The sequence below is a fragment of the Rhizobium sp. BK112 genome, from assembly GCF_014193215.1.
In the GTDB taxonomy this organism is placed as follows: domain Bacteria; phylum Pseudomonadota; class Alphaproteobacteria; order Rhizobiales; family Rhizobiaceae; genus Rhizobium; species Rhizobium anhuiense.
In genome coordinates this window covers 71,405-93,254 of sequence record NZ_JACHYZ010000010.1, presented here as the reverse complement: position 1 = coordinate 93,254, position 21,850 = coordinate 71,405, and the positions used below count along the sequence as shown (strand labels likewise).

Below are 21,850 nucleotides of genomic sequence, written 5' to 3'. Positions count from 1 at the left end.
AATGGATTTCCGGAAAGAACGACACGAAAACGAAAAATGATAGAGCCCGCGCGTCCAACAGGAGGTGCGGGCTCTTGGTTTAGTTCTCGAAGACATGCGCCTTGCCGGCGATATCGAGGCGAACGAGATCGCCTCGCGCCGGAAGCGCAACGCTCGAAGTCTTGATCAGGATCGGCGGCAGCGCAACGCCGTCGAGCGAAACGGCAACGGTGCAGACGGCGCCGCCGAATTCCACCTCGACGACACGCCCGCCATAGTCGCGATCGCTCTCATCGGCAACGACGCGGATCTGCTCGGGTCGCAGCATGATCTCCGCCTTGCCTTGACGACTGCCCTCGACGGCCACGCGGCCAAGGGCGCAATCGGCAAGGCCGTTGCGGATGATGGCGGGAAGCAGCACGGCATCGCCGAGGAACAGCGCCGTCTCACGGTCGCGCGGATGCAGATACAATGATTGCGGCGATCCGGCCTGGATCAGCCGTCCCTCCCTGAGCACCGCCACCTGATCGGCAAAGGTCAGCGCCTCTTCCTGGTCATGCGTAACGAGAATGGTGGTGATGCCGGCCGCCTGCAGCACGCGCGCCACCGCCTTGCGCATGTTTTCCCGCAGGCCGGTATCAAGTGCCGAGAAAGGTTCGTCGAGCAGCATCAGCCGCGGCTTGCGGCCAAGCGCGCGGGCGAGCGCCACGCGCTGCTGCTGCCCGCCGGAAAGCTGATGCGGGCGCCGCGCCAGCATCCCGCGGTCGAGTTCGACCATGTCGAGCAGCTCGAGGATGCGTTTCTCGCGATCGGCCGCGCCGCGTTCGAACCCGAAGCCGATATTCTCGGCAACGCTTAAGTGCGGAAACAGCGCGCCGTCCTGCGAGACGATGCCGATGCCGCGCTTGTGCGCCGGCACCGCCGCCGGACCGTCCGCAAGCAGGTCGCCATCCAGCGTCACCCGGCCGACATCGGGTTGCTCGAAACCGGCAATGATGCGCAGCAGCGTCGTCTTGCCGGAGCCGGACGGGCCGACGACGGCGGTGCGGCTGCCCGCCGAGACGTCGAGCGAAATATCCTTCAGCGCCTGGACGGGACCGTAGCGCTTGCTGATGTTCTCGATCGTAAGCAGCGTCATTGGCCGGCAGTCCGTTTCGATTGAGTATAGAGCATAAGGGTGAGCGGCAGCGACAGCACGACCATCATGAAGGCGTAAGGAGCAGCCGAGACATAATCGATCTCGCTGGTCAACGACCAGAATTTCGTCGCCAGCGTATCGACGCCGTTGGGCGACAGCATCAGTGTCGCCGTCAGTTCATTGGTAATGCCGAGTGCAGCCAGCGCGACGCTGGCGGCCGCTCCCGGTGCCGCAAGGCGCATGGTGATCTGCCGCACCGCCTGGCCCGGGGTGCGGCCGAGGCCCATCGCAGCGCGTTCCAGCTCCACCGGCGCCTGGGCGATGCTGGCGCGCAGCCCGACCATGGCGCGCGGCAGGAAAAGCAACACATAGGCGACGAGCAGCGTTGCGAAGGTTTGATAGAGCGGCAGCACGAGGCGCACGGTGATCGTCACCAGCGCCAGCGCCACGACGACGCCCGGCAGCGAGCCAACATAATAATGGCAGGCCTCGAGCACGCGCTGGAGGCGGCCGGGTGCCCGCACCGAAAGCCAGGCCATCGGCGCTGCGGCGATCGTCGCCAGCACGCCGCCGACAATGGCAAGTACGATCGTCTGCAGAAAAGCGCTGCCGACTTCGATGCGCCAGATATCGGTGCCGCCGAGATAGAGCCAGCGGCCAAGCGTCACCAGCGGCACGCCGAGCGTCAGTATTGCGAGGATGACAGGCAGCAAGACGGCCGGCACCACGAACCAGCCGAGCCGGCGGCGGTCCGCCGGACGGGGCGAGCCGGAGCCGACGCGGGCGTAACGTTCGTTGCCGCGCACCAGCACCTCGAAGCCGAGCAGAAAAAGACAGCAGGCGACAAGCACGCCGCCGAGCATGTTGGACGCCGGGCTGTTGTAGGAAGACTGGAACTGGTCGACGATCGCCGTCGCGAAAGTGTCGAACCGGATCATGACGAACAGGCCGTATTCCGAAAGCAGATGCAACGCGATCAGCAGCGAGCCGCCGCAGATGGCAAGCCTGAGCTGCGGCAGCACGGCGCGGAAGAAGACCCGCCAGGGATTGAGGCCCAGCGAGGCCGCGGCATCTTCGATGGCCGGATCGAGACGGCGCAATGCGGCGGCGACCGGCAGGTAGAGGAACGGATAATAGGCGAGCACCGAGACGAAAACGCCGCTCTGCAGGCCGCGCATGCCGGGAATGAGGCTGACCCAGGCATAGCTGTGGACGAAGGCGGGCACGGCGAGCGGAGCGATCGCCAGCCAGGCCCAGAGCCGCGCCAAAGGAATGTCCGTCCGTTCGGTCAGCCAGGCGAGCGTCACCGCAAGCGCGATCGACAGCGGGATGGTGATCGATTCCAGGAGAATCGTATTGACGAGGAGTTCGCCGACACGCGGTCGGAAGACCAAGGCCCTCACCGTTTCCCAGCCGACATCATAGGTGACCCAGCCGATGAAGCCGAGCGGCACAAGACTGAAGATCGCGACCACGGTTGCAAGCAGGATCACGGAAGCGTGCGGCATGCGTCCGCGCGGCAACACCATGCGCGCGGCCCTTAGCGCGACCGGCGCCTCGTTGCCGGATGCGAGCAATCTGTTGTCCTGCAGCAAGGCCGATGCCTTTACACGCTGAAAAAGGAAGGCAACCGCCTTTGAAGGACGGTTGCCGGATATCGTCATGCCCTAAGGTTTTCTTGAGCCAAAAGCAACAGTTTTGGCCGAGGCAAGCCTGCGGCAGAAAAGTTAGATCAGGCCGGCGGCGGTCATCAGCTCCACGACCTTCTTGCTGTCGAGGGTAGAAGCTTCGACCTTCGGAGCATTGAGGTCGGCAAGCGGAGTGAGCTTGTCGTTGGAGGGCGCATCCTTGCCGATGGCATATTCATAAGAGGTGCCGTCCTTGAGAATTGCCTGGCCAGCCTTGCTGGTGAGGAACTTCAGGAAAGCCTGGGCTTCCTTCATGTGCTGCGTGGACTTCAGGACGCCACCGCCCGAAACGCTGACGAAAGCGCCCGGATCCTGGTTCTTGAAATAGTGCATGCCGACATTCTTGCTGTTCTCGCCGGTTTTGGCCTGATCGCCGAACCAGTAATAATGATAGATGACCGCACCTTCGACTTCGCCGGCGTTGACAGCCTTCATGGCGACGCTGTTGCCCTTATAGGGCGTGGCGTTTTCCTTGAGACCCTTCAGCCAGTCGGCGGTCGACTGCTCGCCCTTCAACTGCAGCAGGGCAGCAACGATGGCCTGGAAGTCGGCGCCGGCGGGTGCCGCACCCCAGCGGCCCTTCCAGGCCGGATCTGCGAGGTCGAGCAACGACTTCGGCAGCTTGTCTTCGGTGAGCTTCGTCTTGTCGTAGGCAAAGACCGTGGTGCGGGCGGCAATGCCGGTCCACATGCCGTCAGCCGGGCGATACTGCTCCGGAACCTGATCCAGCGTTTCCTTTTCGATGGGGGCAAACAGGCCCGCGCCATCGACCAGCGTCATTGCCGGCGAATTCTCGGTCAGGAATACGTCCGCCGGCGAGGCATCGCCTTCCTGGATGATCTGGTTGGCGAATTGCATGTCGCTGCCCTGGCGCATGGTGACCTTGATGCCGGTCTCCTTGGTGAAGGCATCGATCCATTCGCGGCCGAGGCTTTCGTGCTGGGCATTGTAAACGACGAGACCTTCGTCCTGCGCATTGGCGCTGCCTGCAAGCGCGGTGGCGGAGAGAAGCGAAGCGGCGAGCGCGAGGGAAAAGCGGTTAAGAGCAATGTTCATGATGGCCTCCGTAGCAATGTCACCCGAGCTCTCCAAGGGCGATGAGAGGCGTATATTTTTCCTGACTGCCAATTTCAAGTTTCGCTTGGCCGGAAAAGTCATCACAATATCTTGACTAAATATTTCATATTACAGGGGAATAAATCTCGATTTGGCCAAAAAGGCGGCACTCCCCGAGCGCCGCCCCTTCTTTGCAGCCGGCTTATTCGACGTCGAACTTGACGCCCTGCGCCAGCGGCAGCGTTCTGCCGTAGTTGATGGTGTTGGTGGAGCGGCGCATATAGGCCTTCCAGGCATCCGAGCCGGATTCACGGCCGCCGCCGGTTTCCTTCTCGCCGCCGAAGGCGCCGCCGATCTCGGCACCGGATGGCCCGAGATTGACGTTGGCGATGCCGCAATCCGAACCGCGGGCCGAGACGAAGGTTTCGGCCTCGCGCATGTCATTGGTGAAGATCGACGACGACAGTCCCTGCGGCACGGCATTGTGCAGCGCCAGCACGGCGTCGAAGTCGCTGTATTTCATCACATAGAGGATCGGCGCGAAAGTCTCGTGCTCGACCGGTCCGGTCTGATCCGGCATTTCGACAAGCGCCGGGCGAACGTAGAAGGCGTCAGCCGAGCCATTGTCGACGCGTTCGCCGCCGGTCACCTTGCCGCCGGCCGATTTGGCCTCACCCAGCGCTGCCTGCATCTTCTCGAAAGCCTGGCCGTCGATCAGCGGTCCGACCAGCGTACCGCTTTCCAACGGATTGCCGATGGTGACGGAGCCATAGGCCTTCTGCAGACGCGGCACCAGCTGGTCGTAGACGCTGTCATGGACGAAGAGACGGCGCAGCGTCGTGCAGCGCTGTCCGGCCGTGCCCATGGCGGAGAACGCGACGCCGCGCAGCGTCAGGTCGAGGTCGGCCGACGGGCAGACGATCGCCGCGTTGTTGCCGCCGAGTTCGAGAATGGCGCGGGCAAAACGCTGCGACAGGCGCGGACCGACGGCGCGGCCCATGGCCGTCGAGCCGGTGGCGGAAACCAGCGGGATCTTCGGATGATCGACCAGCACTTCGCCGACCTCGCGGCCGCCGATGATCAGCGTCGACAGATTGGCCGGTGCGGTACCGCCCTCGGCGACGAAACGCTTCAGCGCCTTTTCGAACAGTGCCTGTACGGCAAGCGCCGTCAACGGCGTCTTTTCCGAAGGCTTCCAGACGGTGGAATTGCCGCAGACCATCGCCAGCGTGGCATTCCACGACCAGACGGCAACCGGGAAGTTGAAGGCCGAGATGATGCCGATCACCCCGAGCGGATGCCAGCTCTCCATCATCCGGTGCTCGGAGCGTTCGGTGGCGATCGTCAGGCCGTAGAGCTGACGGGAAAGGCCGACCGCGAAATCGCAGATGTCGATCATCTCCTGCACTTCGCCCAGACCTTCCGAAGTGATCTTGCCGACCTCGATCGAAACGAGACGGCCGAGCGCCGCCTTGGAGGCGCGCAGTTCCTCGCCGAGCAGGCGGACCAGTTCGCCGCGCTTCGGCGCCGGCACGGCACGCCATTCGAGGAAGGCCTGGTGCGCCGCTTCGATCGCCGCCTTCGTTTCGGAAACGGAATGTTCCCTGAGTTTGCCGATTTCCTTGCCGGTGACCGGCGAGGTGACGGAAAGCGTGCCGCCGTGATAGCGGCCGGCATCGACGCCGAGTTCGGCAAGCAGCTTGGCAGTTTCGGTGGCGAGATCGAGGACGGCGATGGTCATTGTCGTGTTTCCAATCTTATAATTCTCAGAAGCGGGCATCGGCGAAATGGGCGACCTGAGCGCCGGCTTCGTACCATATTTCCTTGAGTGCACGAAAGCTCGGCTCGGTGGGCGACGTCAGCGGCAGCGGCAGATCGGCTTCCGGAAGCCGGCCGAGGATATGCTCCGCCAGCGTACGGCCGAAGACCGTACCGGGGGCAATGCCGCGGCCATTGTAGCCCGAAAAGCCGATGACACCAGGCGCGAATTTGTGGAAGCGCGGCAGCGCATTGTCGGTCATGCCGATCTGGCCATACCATTCACACTCGAATTCGACATCACCGATAATGGGGAAGAGCCGCTTCAATGCGCGCTTGGCCCAGCCCTTGTGTACGGCAAGTCCGGTATTGCGTAGCGCCCCGACACTGCCGAAAACGAGGCGGCCGGCCTGGTCCATGCGGAAGGAGGAGAGGATTTCCTTGGTATCCCATGCGCCTTCCCGCCCGGGCAGGATCGACTGGCGCAGATTATGGCCGAGCGGCACGGTGGCGAAATTGAAATAGGGCAGATGCACCTGTTCGTTGCGCACCTGCTCCCATGGGCCGGTGCTGTAGGCATCCGTCGCGACGATGATCCATTCGGCGCTGACTTCGCCGCTTGCCGTCTTCACGGTCCAGCTTCTGCCATTGCGTTCCGTTGAAACGACCGGGCTGGACGTATGAACGGCGACGCCAGCCTTGACGGCGGCATGGGCAAGGCCGCGTGCATAGGCAAGCGGCTGCAGGGTACCGGCGCGTTTGTCGAGCAGCGAACCGGTATAGGCATCGCTGCCGATGCGTTTGGCCGTTTCCGCCGCATCGAGCAGCGTCACGGCTGCGCCGCGGGCGGCCCATTGCGCGGCGCGATTCTCGATCTCCTTCAGCCCGTTTTCGCCGACCGCGCAATGCAGCGTGCCATTGCGTTCGAGTTCGCAGGCAATCTGATGCTTGTCGATCAACTCCATGACGAGCTTCGGCGCGTTGCCGAGCAGATCGAGCAGACGTTCGCCATGCACCGGACCGAGCACGCCGGGCAGATCGTTGGGCATCACCCACATGCCGGCATTGATCAGGCCGACATTGCGGCCGGCGCCGCCGAAGCCGATCTCCTTCGCCTCCAGCAGCACCACCTTCGACCCGGCTTCGGCAAGATGCAGCGCGGAAGAGAGGCCGGTGTAGCCGCCGCCGACAATGACGACATCGGCCGATACGGCGCCTTCGAGCGACGAGGTCGCCGGCGGTTCGGGTGCGGTCTTTTCCCAAAGTCCGTGGGAGCGCGGATCATTCAGCATGGCTCAGTCCGATCGGATCGAAATCGCGCTACTTTAGTGCATAAAACCAAGACTTGAAGCGGCCCTTTCAGGCAACGGTCTTCAGCAGCAAGCCGGCGAGACCGAGCGCCTCCATCGCTGCATCCAGCGATGCCGCCTGACGTTCGGCATAAAGCGCCAGCTCGTCCTGAACGGTCGCACCCAGGGCCGCCTCGAAGGCGTCGCGGTTCGAGCGGGTTGCGTAGTTCTGCTGCTGATCGGTGCCGAGGTTAGACTGGAAGATTCCGGCTGCGCTGACGGGCAGGAAGTCTTCATAGACGATCGGGGCAAAGGCGAGATAACCCTTGGCGATCAGCGCCTCCGGATCATTCGGCAGCGTGCCGCCGGCCGCGGCGGCAATGCCCGCAGGCGTCGCGGAATAGCGGAAGAAGGCCAGACCTTGCCCGCGCAACTCGTCCCAGCTGTCCGGCAGCGCCTTGAAACGCTCGGCAAGTTCCTGGTCGTAGGCACCGGCCTTGGCGCCACCGGCGCCCACCTGCACCTCGCCGCGAACCGAGGCGAGCAGCCGGTCGTAGAGCGCCCGGCCCTTCGCCGTCAGCGCCACGCCGCGCTGTTCGATCTCGCCGAAACGCGCGGTATGCGTTCCTCGAACCGCGCCGTCGTCATCACCGGAAAAGGCGATCGTTTCTTCGAGCGCCTTGAAGCTCGTCTGCCGCAGCAGGATATCGCAATTGCGGCGCGGCGGCCCTTCGATGACGGCCTTCGGCGTGATGCCGCGCTCCGGCATGCGGGCCTGGACCGCGTCGATATCGAGCGTGCGCGGCGTCAGGTGGTTGATATGCGGTCCCTTGAAGCTGACGACGTCGGCGATCAGCCGATGGGCGTCATGCAGCCGCTTGTAGGTTTCGGCGCTGACCGTCGCTTCGCCATGCCAGCGGAAGGTTTCAAGCGCCTCGGCGACGAACTCCGTCGCTTCCGCCTCGGTCAAGCCGCCGTTTCGCTCGTGGCGCTCGATCAGCGCGACGGCGCGCGGCGCATAGATCCGCCGCTGAGCCAAGATGGTTTCGGCTTCGCCACGCAGCTTCTCGTCCTCGATCAGCTCCAATCGCAGCAACGAGGTGAAGACCCGGAATGGATTGACGTTGAGCGCCGCCTCGTCGATCGGCCGAAAGCTGGTGGAATGAACCGGCACGCCGGCGACCGAGAGATCGTAGTAGCCGACCGGCTGCATGCCCATGACCGCAAACAGCCGGCGGATGGTGAAAAGCTCCTCTGCCGTGCCGAGCCGGATGGCGCCGTGGCGCTCGACATCGATGCGCTCCAGCTCGCCGGCTTGGGCCAGGCGCTGGCGCAGATCGGGATCGTTTTCGAGGCAGCCGGCATTCACGTCCGCCACCAGTTCGATCAACGTGCCGTATTGCGGCACCTCGGCCCGGTACATCTGCGACATCGCCTCGGTGAACAGCGATCGGATGCGGTCTGTGGAAACGAAGGCTTGCGGCATCGGGAAACTCCGGATCATTCCGTTTTTGCAGGATGAGTCTCTTTACACGCGTGACAAAGCCGAAAATATCGCTATTTCGGAAATAGCCCATTCTGAAATGGAATGACCATGCTGACATCTCGACGTTTTCTGCCATCGATTTCGCATCTTGCCGCCTTCGAGGCGGTTGCCCGCACCGGCAGCGTGACGGCAGCGGCGCGCGAACTCGATCTGACGCAGAGCGCCGTCAGCCGCCAGGTGAGCGCGCTGGAGGAGCAGCTTGGCGTCGAGCTCTTCCTGCGCGAACGCCAGACCATGCGGCTGACGCTTGCCGGCGACGGATATGCCCGCGAAATCCGCGAAGCGCTGCGGCGCATATCGAGCGCTTCGCTGAATCTGCGCGCCAATCCGCATGGCGGCACGCTCAATCTCGCCATCCTGCCGACCTTCGGCACGCGTTGGCTGGCGCCGCGCCTCGGGCGCTTCCTCGCCGCCAATCCCGGCGTGACCATCAATCTGGTGACCCGGCTTTCGCCCTTCGATTTCCGCCTCGATTCAATCGACGCCGCCATCCATTTCGGCCATCCCCACTGGCCGGGCGCCGAACTCGTCTTCCTGATGTCCGAGCACACAGTGCCGGCCTGCAGCCCTGATTTTCTGGAGCGATACGCGATCAAGACGCCGGAGGATCTGCTTGCCGTTCCGCTTCTGCATTTGACGACGCGCCCTGACGCCTGGGAGCAATGGTTTGCCGGCAACGGCGTTTCCTTCGAAAACGTCCACGGTATGCTCTTCGACCAATTCGCCACCGCCGCGCAGGCGGCGATCGCCGGCCTCGGCATCGCCCTGCTGCCGACATTCCTGATGCAGGAGGAGGTCAGGCGCGGCGATCTCGTCGCCGCTGTCGACCGTGAAATGGAAAGCCGCGAGCGCTATTATCTCGCCTTTCCCAGAGAGCGCGCCGACTATGCGCCGCTTGCGGCCTTTCGCGACTGGATCGTCGCGGAAGCCGCCGCCAATCCGGCTGCGTGACGAACGGCTTGCATCGGCATGGCGCTTTCGACCATTATGCCGGCCAAACAACTTTGCAGGAAATCTCCATGAAGCCGATCTTCGTCCAGCTCCAATGCGCACCCGGCAAGACCTATGATGTCGCCGACGCCATCTACCAGACCGAACTGGTCTCGGAGCTCTATTCCACAAGCGGCGACTACGACCTGCTGCTGAAGGTCTATATCGAGGAAGGCCAGGATATCGGCAAGTTCATCAACGACAACATCGCCAATATTCCCGGCATCGTCCGTTCGCTGACGACACTGACGTTCAAGGCCTTCTGAAAGCCCATCAGATACGGTTAACCTTTTTCGCGAAGAATCGCCCTCTCAACAGGCCGCTTAAACCGCGCCTTAACGCCGGGCATATCTGGTCGTTGCTAGTATAAGCCCGCGTCAACACGGGCCGGCGGGCAGCGATAGGTGAAAAATGGCGATCGTCGAGGCAGATAGGGTGCGCGAGAACCCGCAGTTGGGAGAGGCCCCGCTGATCGTCCATGTCGTGCGCCAGTTCCTGCCCAATCGCGGCGGTCTGGAAGACGTGGTCGCCAATCTCGGCCGCCAGACCGTGCGCCGCGGCTATCGCGTCCGCGTCGTCACGCTCGATTCGCTCTTCACTGCGCCGCAGGACAAGCTGCCGCCTCGCGAAAATATCGACGGCATCGAGGTGGTGCGCATCCCCTGGTCGGGCAGCAGCCGTTATCCGCTGGCGCCTGAGGTTTTCCGCCATCTCGGCGATGCCGATCTCGTGCATGTCCATGCCATCGACTTCTTCTTCGATGCGCTCGCCTGGGGCCGGCTGCTGCATCGCAAGCCGATGATCGTCACCACCCATGGCGGCTTCTTCCACACGCAGAAATACGCGGCGATCAAGAAGATCTGGTTCCGGACGCTGACCCGCGCTTCGGCGATGGCCTACCGCCGCGTCGTCTGCTGCAGCGCCTCCGACCTCAGGCAATTTTCCGAGATCGTGCCCGATAGCCTGCTGATCGAAAACGGCGCCGATATCGGTAAGTTCGCCGACATCGCTTCGCGCCGGCCAAAGCGCCGCATCGTCACGATCGGCCGCTTCTCGGTGAACAAGCGGCTCGACCATCTGCTCGATGCGATGGCCGCGCTGACGACCCGCGACCCCGAATGGCATCTAGACATCGTCGGGGCCGAATCCGACCTGAACCGGGCCGATGTCGAAGCCGCGATCGAAAGCCGCAGCCTTTCCGGCCGCGTTACCCTGCATGTATCACCCGACAACGGCGCCATCCGGCGTATCATCACCGAGGCCTCGCTCTTTGCCTCCGCCTCGGAATATGAAGGTTTCGGCCTGGTGGCGCTGGAGGCGATGAGCGCCGGTCTCCTCCCGGTGCTGAACGCCAACGATGCCTTTGCGACGCTTGCCGACCGGCATCCTGTTATCGCGCTTGCCGACTTCACCAATGCCCAGACCGCGGCGACAGTGATCGAAACGGCCTATGAAGACCTTTCGCGCCAACCGGACGCCGTGCGCGCCGGGCTTCTCGACGCCGCGCGCGGCTATTCCTGGGATATCGTGGCCGGACGTTATATCGATCTCTACAGATCGCTGGATGTCGTCGCCGCGGAAAACATCTGAGCTGCAATTCCGGTCATGCTCTGGCGAGACGGATGATCTCGTCGAGCACGAATTTGCGCGATTGTGGCGGCGTCAGATTGTGATCGGCATCCGGCAGCATCAGCAACCGCACGTTCGGATAGCGCGAAAGCCGACCGCCGCGCGGCCCGAAGTGGAAATAGACGTGGTCGAGCCCGACATCGCCCTCGCTGTAGATCAGCGTCAGCGGCACCTTGCGCTTGCCGAACAGCGCAAAGGAGTGCCGGACCTCGCGGGCGATATGGCGCCGGTCGGGAAGCAGCTCGAGCAGCGGCGCGATCCACGGCGATAGCCGGCGGCCGGCGGCGATGACGATATTCTGCAGGGCCGCAACGACGTCCACCTGGCCGCGCAACAGCCGCTTCAGCGTGTCGAGCCGCGCCATGCGCTGGCCGTAGTCGTCAAGGCTGCGTGGAACGGAGACGACATGCTCCCTACGCACCGGCATCTTCGGATCCCAGTAATAGACGAAGGGATTGATCGACACGACAGCCTTCAAGCGCTCGTCGGCGACGCCGGCCCGGAAGGCGACGTAACCGCCGCTGCATCGGCCGGCGACCATCACGGGACCGGCGACCACACTTTCGAGCAGATCGAGCGAGGCGACCGCATCCGCCGTCTGCGTATCCGAATAGAGCACCTGTTCCGGTGCATCCGGCCGCGGCGGGCTGTCACCGACATTGGCGGAATCGAAGCGCAGCGAAACGACGCCCTGGCGGGCAAGCGCGCGCGCCATATCCACCGTCGTCCGTCCCCAGCCGGCATGCCGGTCATAGGCTGTCGACAGGAAGAGCACGGCATTGCCCTTGATCTCACCGAGTGGCCGGCTGACGACGCCGATCAGATGATTGTGGCTGCCGAAACGCACCGGCGTTTCGGCAAAACCCTCGCCGGCAAGCGGCGGATTCTCGATCACATCAGGCGAATGCGCCGCAGATGTCTCCGTCGTCGTCGCCTCCAGCCAGGTCGTCAGCAGCTCGACGACAGCCATCGGCGTCTTGGCAAACAGCGGATTGGTGGCGAGCTCGTCATAGCCTTCGAAAGCCTTCTGCTCGACATCGGCGCCAAGCGCCTTCAGCGCATCGGCAAAACCGGTATCCTCGGCCTTCGCGGGACGTTCGAGGATCAGATAGCGGGAGGCTGCGAGCCCCTGTGGCGAGGCGATGGTAAGCTTGCCGAGCTCGGCGGCAATCTCTTCGGGCATGACGAGCCCGGCGATCTGCACCTTCGCGGTTTGAACATGTTCCTTGCCGAGGCCGAGATCGGCATCGATGATCTTCGACCACATGTTGAGTTCGCGCAGATAGGCCCGGCCGCTCAGCACCGGCGCCAGCATGACGAGGCTGTCGACGCCTTCGATCGAGGAACCGATGCGATGGGCAAGCGTTGCGCCGAGGCCCTGTGCGATGAGGATGATACGGTCGCAGCCGCTCAGCGATTTCAGCTTGACGGCGGCGGCACGAATCGAATTTTCCCAGGTTTCCAGCCGTGCTGGCAGCGCATCGAAATCGAGCGCATCGCCGGTGCCGCGATAGTCGAAGCGCAGGCTCGGCACGCCGATATCGGCGAAATGCTCGGCCGCGACGCGGAAGAATTTGCGGCTGCACATCTCCTCGAACCCCCAGGGGCTGACGAAAAGCACGGCGGCCGAACGTTTCTTCACGAGAGGATTCTCCGGCATGAACAGCCCGATCGTGCCGTCGAAGACGACGGGCAGGGCAGCACTGCGTCCCGCGCCCTCGGCTGGTTCGAGCGAGAATTCGCCGGGCGCGACCTTGGCGCGATCGGGATCGCCGGGAAGCCGCGGCGCGATGAAATTGATCGCGTGGCCGAACGGCCGGCGCAGCAGGGACGGCATCTTGTCGAGAATGGAGTGCATGACGTCGACATCCTCGCCCGGCACGGCGCGCAGCACGCGCAGTGCCGCGAAATAGCAGAACGCACCGGCAATGATCGCGCCGACGAGACCGGCCGGACCCCCGACGAATTCCAGCACCGAAATCGCTCCGCAAGCACACAGCACGGAGGCGAGCGTCACCTTCGTCAGGCTTGCGTAGAGACCCGATAGTTGGGATCCGAATCCTGTCTGTCTGATCATCATCACCGACATCGCAACGAAGACGAGGATGCGCACGAGTGCGGCACCCTCGGCGGCAAGCCTAGGTACGATCAGTAAACAACCCGCTACCATCAGTAGGCCACCTATGACACTGATATTCAGGCGGGAGCGGGCCCTGTCCATCGACAGCAAATAGAGGCTGAGGATCTGCATGAAGGTATAGGCGGGCGCGACCAGCGCAAGCAGCGCCACCACCGTCCCACTGCGGCGGAACGCTTCGCCGAACACCACGATCACCAGTTCGCTGGAGATCGCCGCAAGCCCGAGGCTCATCGGCAGCACGATATAGGCCATGGAGCGGGTGACGGCGGCGAAGACCTCGACCGGCAATGTCGAGTCGTCGCTGTTATGCCGCCGCTCGGAATAATAGGGCAGCAGGCTGCCGGTCATCTGGATCGGCAACTGCAGCGCAATATTGGCGATCGACAGGCCGACGGCATAATAGCCGACCATCTCCACCGACCAGAACTGCTGCAGGAAGAGCAGTTCGAGCCGGTTGAGGAAGATGGAATCGATGATGAACTGGATCGACAGGATGGCGGAGGAGGAGGCGAGATATTTGAGCGAGACCCCGCACCAGTCGCGCCGCGCAAGAAGGATCGGCAGCGTAGCGAAAAACAACACGAGCTGGCCGAGCGCATAACCGACGAGGACGCCTTCGACGCCATAGAGAACGGCGCCGACGGCAACGCCGGCAAGCTGCACGATCGAAACGGCGACCGTCAGCCGGAAGAAGGCGCCGAGTTTCTTCTCGCCGATCAGGTAGAATTTGACGAAGGAACCGATCGCCTGGACGAAAAACAGCACGCCCGTGACCAGAGCGACGGATGGCGCGGTCTCCGCCCAGTGCATCTTTTCCGAGGTCAGGAAGAACAGCGCATAGAGCGCCAGCAGCGCGACGGTCGAGAACATCATGAAGCTGACGAGGATCGCGGCAAAACCCCGCCGGCGGCGTGTATCGTAGCCCTCCGCCGAAAGCTGCGGCAAGGTCTTCAGCAGCGTGATGCTGGAACCGAGTTCGGCGATCGAGGCGCCCGTGACCACCAGCCACAGCGAGAAAGCGACGATGCCGTTGGCTTCCGGCCCGAGCAGCCGCGCAGTTATGATCGAGGAAACGAAGCCCGTCAGAAGCAGCAGCATGCCTGCCGCCGCATTCATCACCGAGTTTGCGATAATACCCTTCGACATCCATCCATCCGTCAGCATCGGCCTAAAGCGCGTCACGATCTTCAGATCGCTTCTCGCACTTTAGGTTTTTGTTTTTACCCATGTCGTTATCGCAAAACCGCTGCACACTTTTGCGCGCCATGCTCTAAAGTCGCATACCCGCCATCTCTAATGCGAAAATGTTAAAATAAAGCGGAGTGACGACCTCACCTTAGCTGGCTTGCATCGCCGACAGCCTCTGGAGCGCCTTCTCATAGCTGTTCTCTGCGAGGTATCTCAGCAGGAACTCCCGCGCCTTCTCGGCCTTCTCTCGTGCACGCTGGGGCGCGAGGAAGATGTCCCGCAAGTGCGCAGCCGCCGCCTCTGGAGAAGGGTCAGCCCAGACCGCGCCTGCGAGCCCGGCAAATTCGGGATGTGTATCGACGACCGGAATGAGTGGAGAGGCGACCAGCCAGCTATTATCGGGATCGCAGAAATCCACCGTGCCCGACCAGGCGGTGGAAATCACCGGCGTGCGCTGCATGATCGCCTCGGCCACCGTCAGCCCGAAACCCTCGGAACGATGCAGCGAAAGATAGGCGTCTGAACAGCGGATGAGGCCGTTGATATCGGCGTCCGACAGCCTGTCGGTGACGATCTTGATCCGGGGGTTGCCGGCGACCGAAGCGATCAGTTCGCGCAGGCCTTCATCCCTATCGATATTGCCACTGGCCTTCATCAACAGGAAGGCGCTTGGGGCTTCGGCGACGAAGATCCTGAAGGCCTCGATGATGGCCTGCGGATTCTTCCGGTTGATCGAGGAGCCGGCACTGAAGATGAAGCTGACGAGAAAGGCGTCTTCCTCGATGCCGAATTTCTGGCGCATGCCTTCCGTCGCCGGCTTCTCCGTGACGGGATGCGGAACCACGATGACGGGTGCCGCGGTCAGCGGCGCAATCGTCCGCCGGGTGAATTCCGACGGCACAAAGACCGCATTCATGTAATGCATCGCATTGCGCCATTCCGCCGGCACAACTTCGAGCTCCCAGGCGAAATAGCCGATGTTGAAGGCGCGGGTGAAATTTCCAACGCCCTTCTTCAGGATGGCGCGCGGCAGCATCGGCGGATTGAGATGCCAGATCCGGCTTCCCGCGGGTTCGGTGGAAAGGTGCGACGGCATCCATCCGGCGAAGGCATTCTCGTCGGGATGCGTGCTGACGTCGGAAAGCGCAATCGCCCGCCCCGCCTCCGACAACGCGCCGGCGCAGAGCCTTGCCGATTCGCCGACGCCGACCGCCATCGAGAGATAGCCGACGATCTCCACCGGCTTGCGCGGATTGAAGGCAAGACGCGCGCGTGGAATCAGCCGCTGCAGGACATGGGCGCGCAGAAAGCGGTATATCGTTCTCAAATCACGGTCTTTCCAAATGGATCGGCATCAGCCCCAGAGCATGATGCCGAAAAGTGTGCGCGGTTTTCGGACGGCAGCATGCTCTATCTCTTTTCTAGAACGCGACACGATGCGAACTGCCTAGACTTCTGATCTCACCCGTAGGCGGAACATCGCTTTCCGCGCTCAGGAGCGCATGCAGCTTCACGCGCCGCGCCACGCCGGGAGCGAGATGGAACCAGTCGTCGTCGGCCCGATAGCCTTCGACGTCGATATGCACCGATTGCGCCAGCCGGTCGGTCCTCAAATCGACGAACCAGTCGTCGCCATCTCTGCCGAGTGACGCTTCGATCCCTGCGTCATGGAGCGCCTTCCCCCGGCCGCACGGGAAGTGGAAGCTTTCGGCGAGAATGGCGCCATCTGCCAGCGAGCGCAGACGCGCCACGCTTGCGTCGTGCGATGGTGGTCCAAAACGGAAGGCATAGGTCGTATCGAAGAAGGCGCCGAACAGCGTTGTGCAGGCAAAACGCTCCGTGCTCCTTGCCGCCAGCTTGAAGGCCATGCTGCCGCTGACGACCTGTTGCTTGCCGTCCCGCAGGCAGACAACTTCGAGTTCCACGTCGAGCGCGGCGTCCGCCTCGTTGACGACATGCACGTCGAGACCGTTGGTTCCCTCGTCGGTGAAGACCACTTGCACCGGCCGGAAGGCACGGCGCATCGCATACCAGACGGGCTTCGGCTCTCCGGTGGAATCGATCACCCCCCAGCCGGGACCGGGCAACAGGTCTTGCAGCGTCCAGACGAGCGCGCCGTTGCAGCTGGAGTCTTTGCGCCGCCATTCGGCAAAAGCCTCCTCGATCACCTCGCCGGTGACGGCGCGGGAGAGATCGAGATAGTGTTCCGGATCCTCACGGCGCAATTGGGCCGGATCGAACCCGTAGAGAAGCTGCAGATAGAAGTCGCGAACATCCTCGAAATCCCACGATGCGCTGCGGTCGCGCGGCACGCGGGCCTTCCAGAGCGGGCTATGGACGGCGGGCACGTCGAGATGACGCTGCAGCGTCCTTTGCTGCGGCACATGCGCGAAGGCGAGGCTTTCGGAGGCAAACCGCACATCGGCGCGGCGCGCATCGGCAATCGGCCGCATATAGGCGCCGACGCCGTAATAATGCGCAATTCCGGCATTGGGTGAAAAAGGCATGGCCCCGCCATAGGGCGAATTCGGGACATAGGGCACGTCGGGACGCATGCGCGCGACGACCGCCGGGATGATCTCGTCGGTGACCGGCCCGCTCCAGAATTCCGCCGGCAGGCCGAGCATCGCCGCCTGCTGGTGGATTTCGCTGCCGCCGCAGAGCACGGCGAGGGAAGGCGACGCCTGGACACCGTGCAGAAATTCCTCGACCTCCGCATGCACATGGCCAAGAAAGGCCTTGTCGTTGCGCGGATAATCGAAATTGGCGAACATGAAATCCTGCCAGACGAGCAGGCCGAGTTCATCGCAGACCGCGAAGAAATCCGGCGTCTCATAGGCCATGGTGCCGCCGATGCGGATCATGTTCATCCCGGCCTCCGCGGCAAGCCGCAGGAAGGGTTCGTAATCCGCCCGGCCGCCCGGCAATCGCACGATATCGGCCGTCGTCCACACCGCGCCGCGGCAGAAGATGCGTTCGCCGTTGACGGTGAGCGCGAAGTCGTCGCCATCGCCACCGCGGTCGACATCGATCCGTCGGAAGCCGGTCGTGCCGAGCGGATATTCGACGCCGTCGGAAACCAGTGTCAGCTCGTAGAGACGCGGAGCGCCGTGGGTGTGCGGCCACCATGGCTCGATGTCGGGAAGCTTGAGAATAGCCGAGTAATGACTGTCGCCGACCTTCTCGAAAGGCTGCTCCATTCCGCCGCAGCGCAGCAGCATGGCGGGATCCTCGGCATTGCTATGCAGCGATACGCTGAGACGGCCGGCGCCGCTCTCCTCCAACTGGGCGCGGATGGAGACGTTGTCGATCGAGACGGGATTGCGCCGCACCATGGAAATCGGTCGCCACGGCCCGATGGCATGAATATCGGGGCACCAGCCCGGCATATGGCCGAGCAGCGTCGTGCGAAAATTCTTCAGGCCCGCCGGCGTGATCATCTGCGGCCGCCAGCGCGCGCGCGGGCCGGGCTCCGACAGACGGGGGCCGAGCGCCCGGAAGCAGAGCGCCAGTTCGTCGCCGCCCGACAGCGTCACCGGAATCTCGTGCGCCGTGAACATGCTCTCGGAAAACAGGATTTCCTGGCCGTTCAGGAAGACATGGCAGAGCGTCGCGAGCCCTTGGAAATGCAGGATCGCTTCGCCGGGCTCGGCATCGAAAAGCCGGCAGAGATACCAGGCATCCCGCGTGTTCAGCGGCTCGGGATTTCCACGGTCGAAGAGCCCAGCCTTTTCGAGCGCCGCGGCGACAGTGCCGGGAACGGGCGCGGGAATGAACTGGGCGGAAAGGTGAATGTCGTGCGGCACGGCGCAGGCGCCCGGCTCCGTCAGGATCAGGTTCCAGCCTTCGGAAAGCAGGCTTTCCTCGGCACCGATGCTTGCCAAACGCCCCCGCATGGTCAGATCTCCGGCTTCAGATTCGCCCCGCAAGCGACGCCATCATGGAATCCCATGCATCGGCGGCCGGATCAAGTGCTGCCTGCAACGGCTCGAACTTCCTGCGGGTGACGGCGCGGGCAAGCTGGAACTGCACCGATTTCGCCACCTCGGAAATGCGCCTGGCATGCTCGGCGGCAGCCGCGAATTCACCGGCGGAAAGCCAGGTGAGGTAATCGGCCGCCAGCTCGAAATTGGCGCCTACCTGGCGAAGCGTGTTGAAGGCGTATTTGTGGAAGAAGCCGAACGGCCGTTCCGCTACCGCTTCGACCTGCTGCGGAAAGACGCTTGCAAAGGCGCGGATCGGGTTTTCGCGGGGACGCCTGATGAAATGAAAGCCGGCAAGCTGCCGCGCGGTCTTCCGCAGATGCGTTTCATCAGCCGGCTTTTCCGGAAACCGCGCAAATTCCGTATAGGGCAGGAACGGCGGATCGTTCTCCGTCAGATGCAGCTGGAACAGCCCGTCGAAATCCTCGCCTTCCAGGCGGAAATAACCGGCATTGTGAAAATAATCGACGCGCTTGGCCGCAACATCCAGCCGGTTGATCGCCACCGTCGTCTTGCCGTGCTCCTGCCGGTAGGCGGTGCCGCGCGTGTCCGGCATGTAGAAGGAATCCATCTCGATCAGGCAGAGACGGGCACGGGCGATCTGAACCTCGACATGGCGTTCGACACGGTCGTAGATGGCAAGCTCGGTGGCGCGAATACCGTAGAGCGCTTCGAGATCCTCGAGCGGCACCTTGAAGAAGGTGAACTGGTCGCCCTCGAAATCCTGCGTCAGGGTAAAACCCAGCATCGCCTCGGGCGCGACACCGGATGATGCCAGCACCTCGATCCAGAGATCGACATAGCAATTGGTTTCCGGCCAGGCGCGCTCACTGGAATGCAGCGCATGCGCCCGGTAGGTTTCCGGGTCGATTCCCGAAAATACCGATGTCATGGATGTGCTCAGCCCCACAGCGCTTTCCGTACGCTGGCCGGCCATTGCTTCACATCGAGCCCGTGATGGTGGAAGAGGGCAAGCGCGATGCGCTCCAGCCCGAAGCCGACGCAGGCGGTGTGCGCGACGCTGCCGTCTTCGAGATTGAGACCCCATTTCGTGCCGAAGGCATCCTGATGGTAGTTGAAGCTCATGCAGGCGGTCGGACTGGCAGCCGAGGTGATCGGGATCAGCAGCTCGAATTTCAGGTTCTGGTCGCGCTGATTGTTGGCGAGCATCTTGCCGGCGCGGCCGAAGAACGGATCGTTGGCGACGTCGATCGTCACGTCGAGACCGACGGCCTTCATCATCTCGACGCCGCGATCCATCCAGCGCTGGCGGAAATCGGTGACGTGCTGTTCAGTGCCCATGCAGACATATTCGCGCATGCGGAACAGCTGCTGGCGGGCAGGATCCTTCGACGGCTCATGGCGGAAGCAATAGGATTGCAGGTCGAAGAGGCCGCCCGTCTTTGGCAGATTGCCGCGCTTGGCGATCGTCGGATAGAGCGGATAGCAGGCAGCCGGCGTCAGCACGATGTCGGTCGCCTCCTGCCCCTTGGTCCAGTCCTCGCCGACTTCCATGCATTGCAGCAGGCTGACATGATCGAGTTCGCTGCCGCAGAAACTGTGCACCGTGCCAGCCAGTTGCGGGAAGCTCTTCATGTAACCGCTCTTTTCGAAAAAGGCGCGGTTCATGCCCGGCGGGAAGCGCATCGCCTCCGCGCCGTCGGCGCCGCCGAACCTGTCGATCAGCCGCTCGAAGGCAGCGATCACGTCTTCGAACTGGCCGCTGCGGCCATAGAGCCCGTCGATGCCGGTATCGATCAGCAGGCCGGATTCGAAAAGCCGGTCCAGAAACGAGGTCTGCATATCCATGACTGTCACCCCAGTAGGCTAGTGTCCTGCTTATGGACAAGAAGCATGCTCGACGTGTTGCCGAGGATGCGGTCGTTCGAGATCATCAGCTGTGCGGAATGCGCGTCGCGCAGATGGCGTCCGAGGCTGAACGGCGTGCCGTTCTTGTAGCCCATGATGCCGCAGATCAGCATGGCATGGTTGACGATCTCCAGGATCGTCTCGGACGAGGCGATCTTGACGTTGTTCATCGCCACCGCAAAGCCCATCGAGGACAGCCTGTCGACATCGGCCTTGGCATCCTCGTAGGCCTTTAGGCCGGCAACCACATTGGATTTCACCATCTGCAGCAGGTTCGAAACCTCGGCGAGGCGCAACGCGCCCGGCGGCTGGGCATCCGGCGCCTTGCGGGCGGCGGCGCGCACGAAGGCCTGGGCACGTGCGACGGCATCGACTGCGATGCCGTACCAGACGCCACTCCACAACAGGTGCGAGGAGGCGAGCATGGATTGCGCCGCGATCTCGGCGAAAGGCTTCGGCAGGATCTGATGTGCCGGCGCCTCGCCCTTGAACAGGAAGCCGTCGGAGCAGGTGCCGCGCATGCCCAGCGTATTCCAGACATGCGTCTTCTCGAGCGTATACTGATCCTTGAGGAAGGCCGTCAGCACCTGATCGGAGGAAGCCGCCTGCGCGTGGGCACGCGACGTGATGAGGATCGCGTCGGCATGCGAGCCGTAGGAAATGACTGTCGCATCCTTTTCGAGGCGGCAAGTATCGCCATCGACCTCGACCGCGCAGATGCTGTTGCGCAGGTTTCCGCCGATGCCGCCTTCGGTGGTGGCGGAAGCAATCAGCAGCTGCTCTGCGGCGATGCGGCGCATGAAGCTGCGATGCCATTCGCTGTCGGCGCCGTGTTCAACGAGGCTCGACAGCTTGATGTGATGCATGGCGAAGACCATGGCGCTTGCCGCGCAGGCCTGGCCGAGCATCGAGCACAATTCGGCGATCTCGGTGATCGAGGCGGATTCACCGCCGAGATGGCGCGGCACCTGGATGCCGAGCAGCCTTTCGGCCTTCATCGCCTCCACGGCTTCGCGGGGAAAGCGGCCTTCGACATCGACGGCATCGGCGTGCTTTGCCGCGATTTCGGCGACGCGGGCCACTCTTGCGACAAGACCGTCCTGCATGATCTTGACGGGGAAATTCATCAGGCGACCTTCCGGCTGTCCCGGATGAGATCGACGGTCCTGGCGATGGCCGAGATGCTCGCGAAGGATTTGCGGTTCAGGAGATTGTCGGGAAATTCGATGTCGAAGGCCTCTTCGATGCCAAGCATCAACTGCACGGAAGCAAAGGACGTCAAACCTGCCGCATAAAGATCGGCATCGTCGCCAACCTGGTCGATCGACACAGGAAGCTTGCCGAATTTGGCTACGAGGTCGCGGATTGTCGTATTCATCCCATCACTCCAAGATTCTCATGATCCCGAACCGGCGTTCATCGCCTTGTCATGAGCGTTCTTTTAGTGCGGAAAACAGAACATTCCGCTAATTTGTTGGGTTAAATATGACTAAGGCTCATAGTTAGGATTTTAGTGATCATTCCGGCATTATCGTAAACAACGATTTTCTATCAAAGACTTGGGATAATCTTGACGCTGCGACACACAATAGCTTCT

Annotated in this window: 16 protein-coding genes; 3 read left to right on the top strand and 13 right to left on the bottom strand. The window is 62.8% G+C overall.

Annotated features, from left to right (window positions below; translation table 11 throughout):
* Window positions 1-79: 79 nt before the first annotated feature.
* The 6 genes from FHT75_RS24920 to FHT75_RS24895 form a co-directional block, all read right to left on the bottom strand.
* Window positions 80-1,117, bottom strand: a complete 1,038-nt coding sequence (locus FHT75_RS24920) for an ABC transporter ATP-binding protein (RefSeq protein ID WP_028757758.1) — start codon at window positions 1,115-1,117, stop codon at window positions 80-82.
* Window positions 1,114-2,781, bottom strand: coding sequence for an ABC transporter permease (locus tag FHT75_RS24915; RefSeq protein ID WP_063473828.1), 1,668 nt, complete (start codon window positions 2,779-2,781; stop codon window positions 1,114-1,116). The genes FHT75_RS24920 and FHT75_RS24915 overlap by 4 nt, the downstream gene beginning before the upstream one ends.
* Before the next feature lie 63 nt (window positions 2,782-2,844).
* Complete coding sequence (locus FHT75_RS24910) at window positions 2,845-3,861, bottom strand: iron ABC transporter substrate-binding protein (RefSeq protein WP_028757756.1); 1,017 nt, start codon at window positions 3,859-3,861, stop codon at window positions 2,845-2,847.
* A 202-nt stretch (window positions 3,862-4,063) separates the two neighbouring features.
* Window positions 4,064-5,602: an aldehyde dehydrogenase family protein gene (locus tag FHT75_RS24905; protein WP_063473829.1), complete on the bottom strand. Its 1,539-nt coding sequence runs from the start codon at window positions 5,600-5,602 to the stop codon at window positions 4,064-4,066.
* 25 nt (window positions 5,603-5,627) lie between these two features.
* Entirely contained in the window at window positions 5,628-6,911 is a 1,284-nt protein-coding gene (locus FHT75_RS24900; protein ID WP_063473830.1) for an NAD(P)/FAD-dependent oxidoreductase, read from the bottom strand.
* A 67-nt stretch (window positions 6,912-6,978) separates the two neighbouring features.
* The gene (locus FHT75_RS24895) at window positions 6,979-8,412 is read right to left on the bottom strand and encodes a VOC family protein (protein WP_063473831.1); all 1,434 of its coding nucleotides are present in this window, start codon (window positions 8,410-8,412) and stop codon (window positions 6,979-6,981) included.
* Between the two features lie 84 nt (window positions 8,413-8,496).
* Between FHT75_RS24895 and FHT75_RS24890 the strand changes: the two genes are divergently transcribed.
* The 3 genes from FHT75_RS24890 to FHT75_RS24880 all read left to right on the top strand — a co-directional run bounded on the left by FHT75_RS24890 (window position 8,497) and on the right by FHT75_RS24880 (window position 11,034).
* Window positions 8,497-9,405, top strand: coding sequence for a LysR family transcriptional regulator (locus tag FHT75_RS24890; RefSeq protein ID WP_063473832.1), 909 nt, complete (start codon window positions 8,497-8,499; stop codon window positions 9,403-9,405).
* 68 nt (window positions 9,406-9,473) lie between these two features.
* Entirely contained in the window at window positions 9,474-9,710 is a 237-nt protein-coding gene (locus FHT75_RS24885) for an Lrp/AsnC ligand binding domain-containing protein (RefSeq protein WP_003543721.1), read from the top strand.
* Between the two features lie 145 nt (window positions 9,711-9,855).
* Complete coding sequence (locus FHT75_RS24880; RefSeq protein WP_047616077.1) at window positions 9,856-11,034, top strand: glycosyltransferase family 4 protein; 1,179 nt, start codon at window positions 9,856-9,858, stop codon at window positions 11,032-11,034.
* Between the two features lie 13 nt (window positions 11,035-11,047).
* Here the strand turns inward: FHT75_RS24880 and FHT75_RS24875 are convergent, their stop codons facing one another.
* The 7 genes from FHT75_RS24875 to FHT75_RS24845 form a co-directional block, all read right to left on the bottom strand.
* Window positions 11,048-14,359 carry an oligosaccharide flippase family protein gene (locus FHT75_RS24875; protein WP_063473909.1) on the bottom strand — a complete coding sequence of 1,104 codons (3,312 nt, stop codon included), beginning with the start codon at window positions 14,357-14,359 and terminating at the stop codon, window positions 11,048-11,050.
* A 190-nt stretch (window positions 14,360-14,549) separates the two neighbouring features.
* The gene (locus FHT75_RS24870; protein ID WP_063473833.1) at window positions 14,550-15,728 is read right to left on the bottom strand and encodes a glycosyltransferase family 4 protein; all 1,179 of its coding nucleotides are present in this window, start codon (window positions 15,726-15,728) and stop codon (window positions 14,550-14,552) included.
* Window positions 15,729-15,822: 94 nt separating this feature from the next.
* Window positions 15,823-18,297, bottom strand: coding sequence for a glycoside hydrolase family 2 protein (locus FHT75_RS24865; protein WP_063473834.1), 2,475 nt, complete (start codon window positions 18,295-18,297; stop codon window positions 15,823-15,825).
* Between the two features lie 16 nt (window positions 18,298-18,313).
* Entirely contained in the window at window positions 18,314-19,276 is a 963-nt protein-coding gene (locus FHT75_RS24860; RefSeq protein WP_063473910.1) for a DUF1839 family protein, read from the bottom strand.
* Between the two features lie 8 nt (window positions 19,277-19,284).
* Window positions 19,285-20,193, bottom strand: coding sequence for an amino acid--[acyl-carrier-protein] ligase (locus FHT75_RS24855; protein ID WP_063473835.1), 909 nt, complete (start codon window positions 20,191-20,193; stop codon window positions 19,285-19,287).
* Between the two features lie 5 nt (window positions 20,194-20,198).
* Window positions 20,199-21,380 carry an acyl-CoA dehydrogenase family protein gene (locus FHT75_RS24850; RefSeq protein ID WP_047615710.1) on the bottom strand — a complete coding sequence of 394 codons (1,182 nt, stop codon included), beginning with the start codon at window positions 21,378-21,380 and terminating at the stop codon, window positions 20,199-20,201.
* On the bottom strand, window positions 21,380-21,631 hold the full coding sequence (locus tag FHT75_RS24845) for an acyl carrier protein (protein WP_028757744.1): 252 nt from the start codon (window positions 21,629-21,631) through the stop codon (window positions 21,380-21,382). The genes FHT75_RS24850 and FHT75_RS24845 overlap by 1 nt, the downstream gene beginning before the upstream one ends.
* Window positions 21,632-21,850 lie beyond the last annotated feature (219 nt).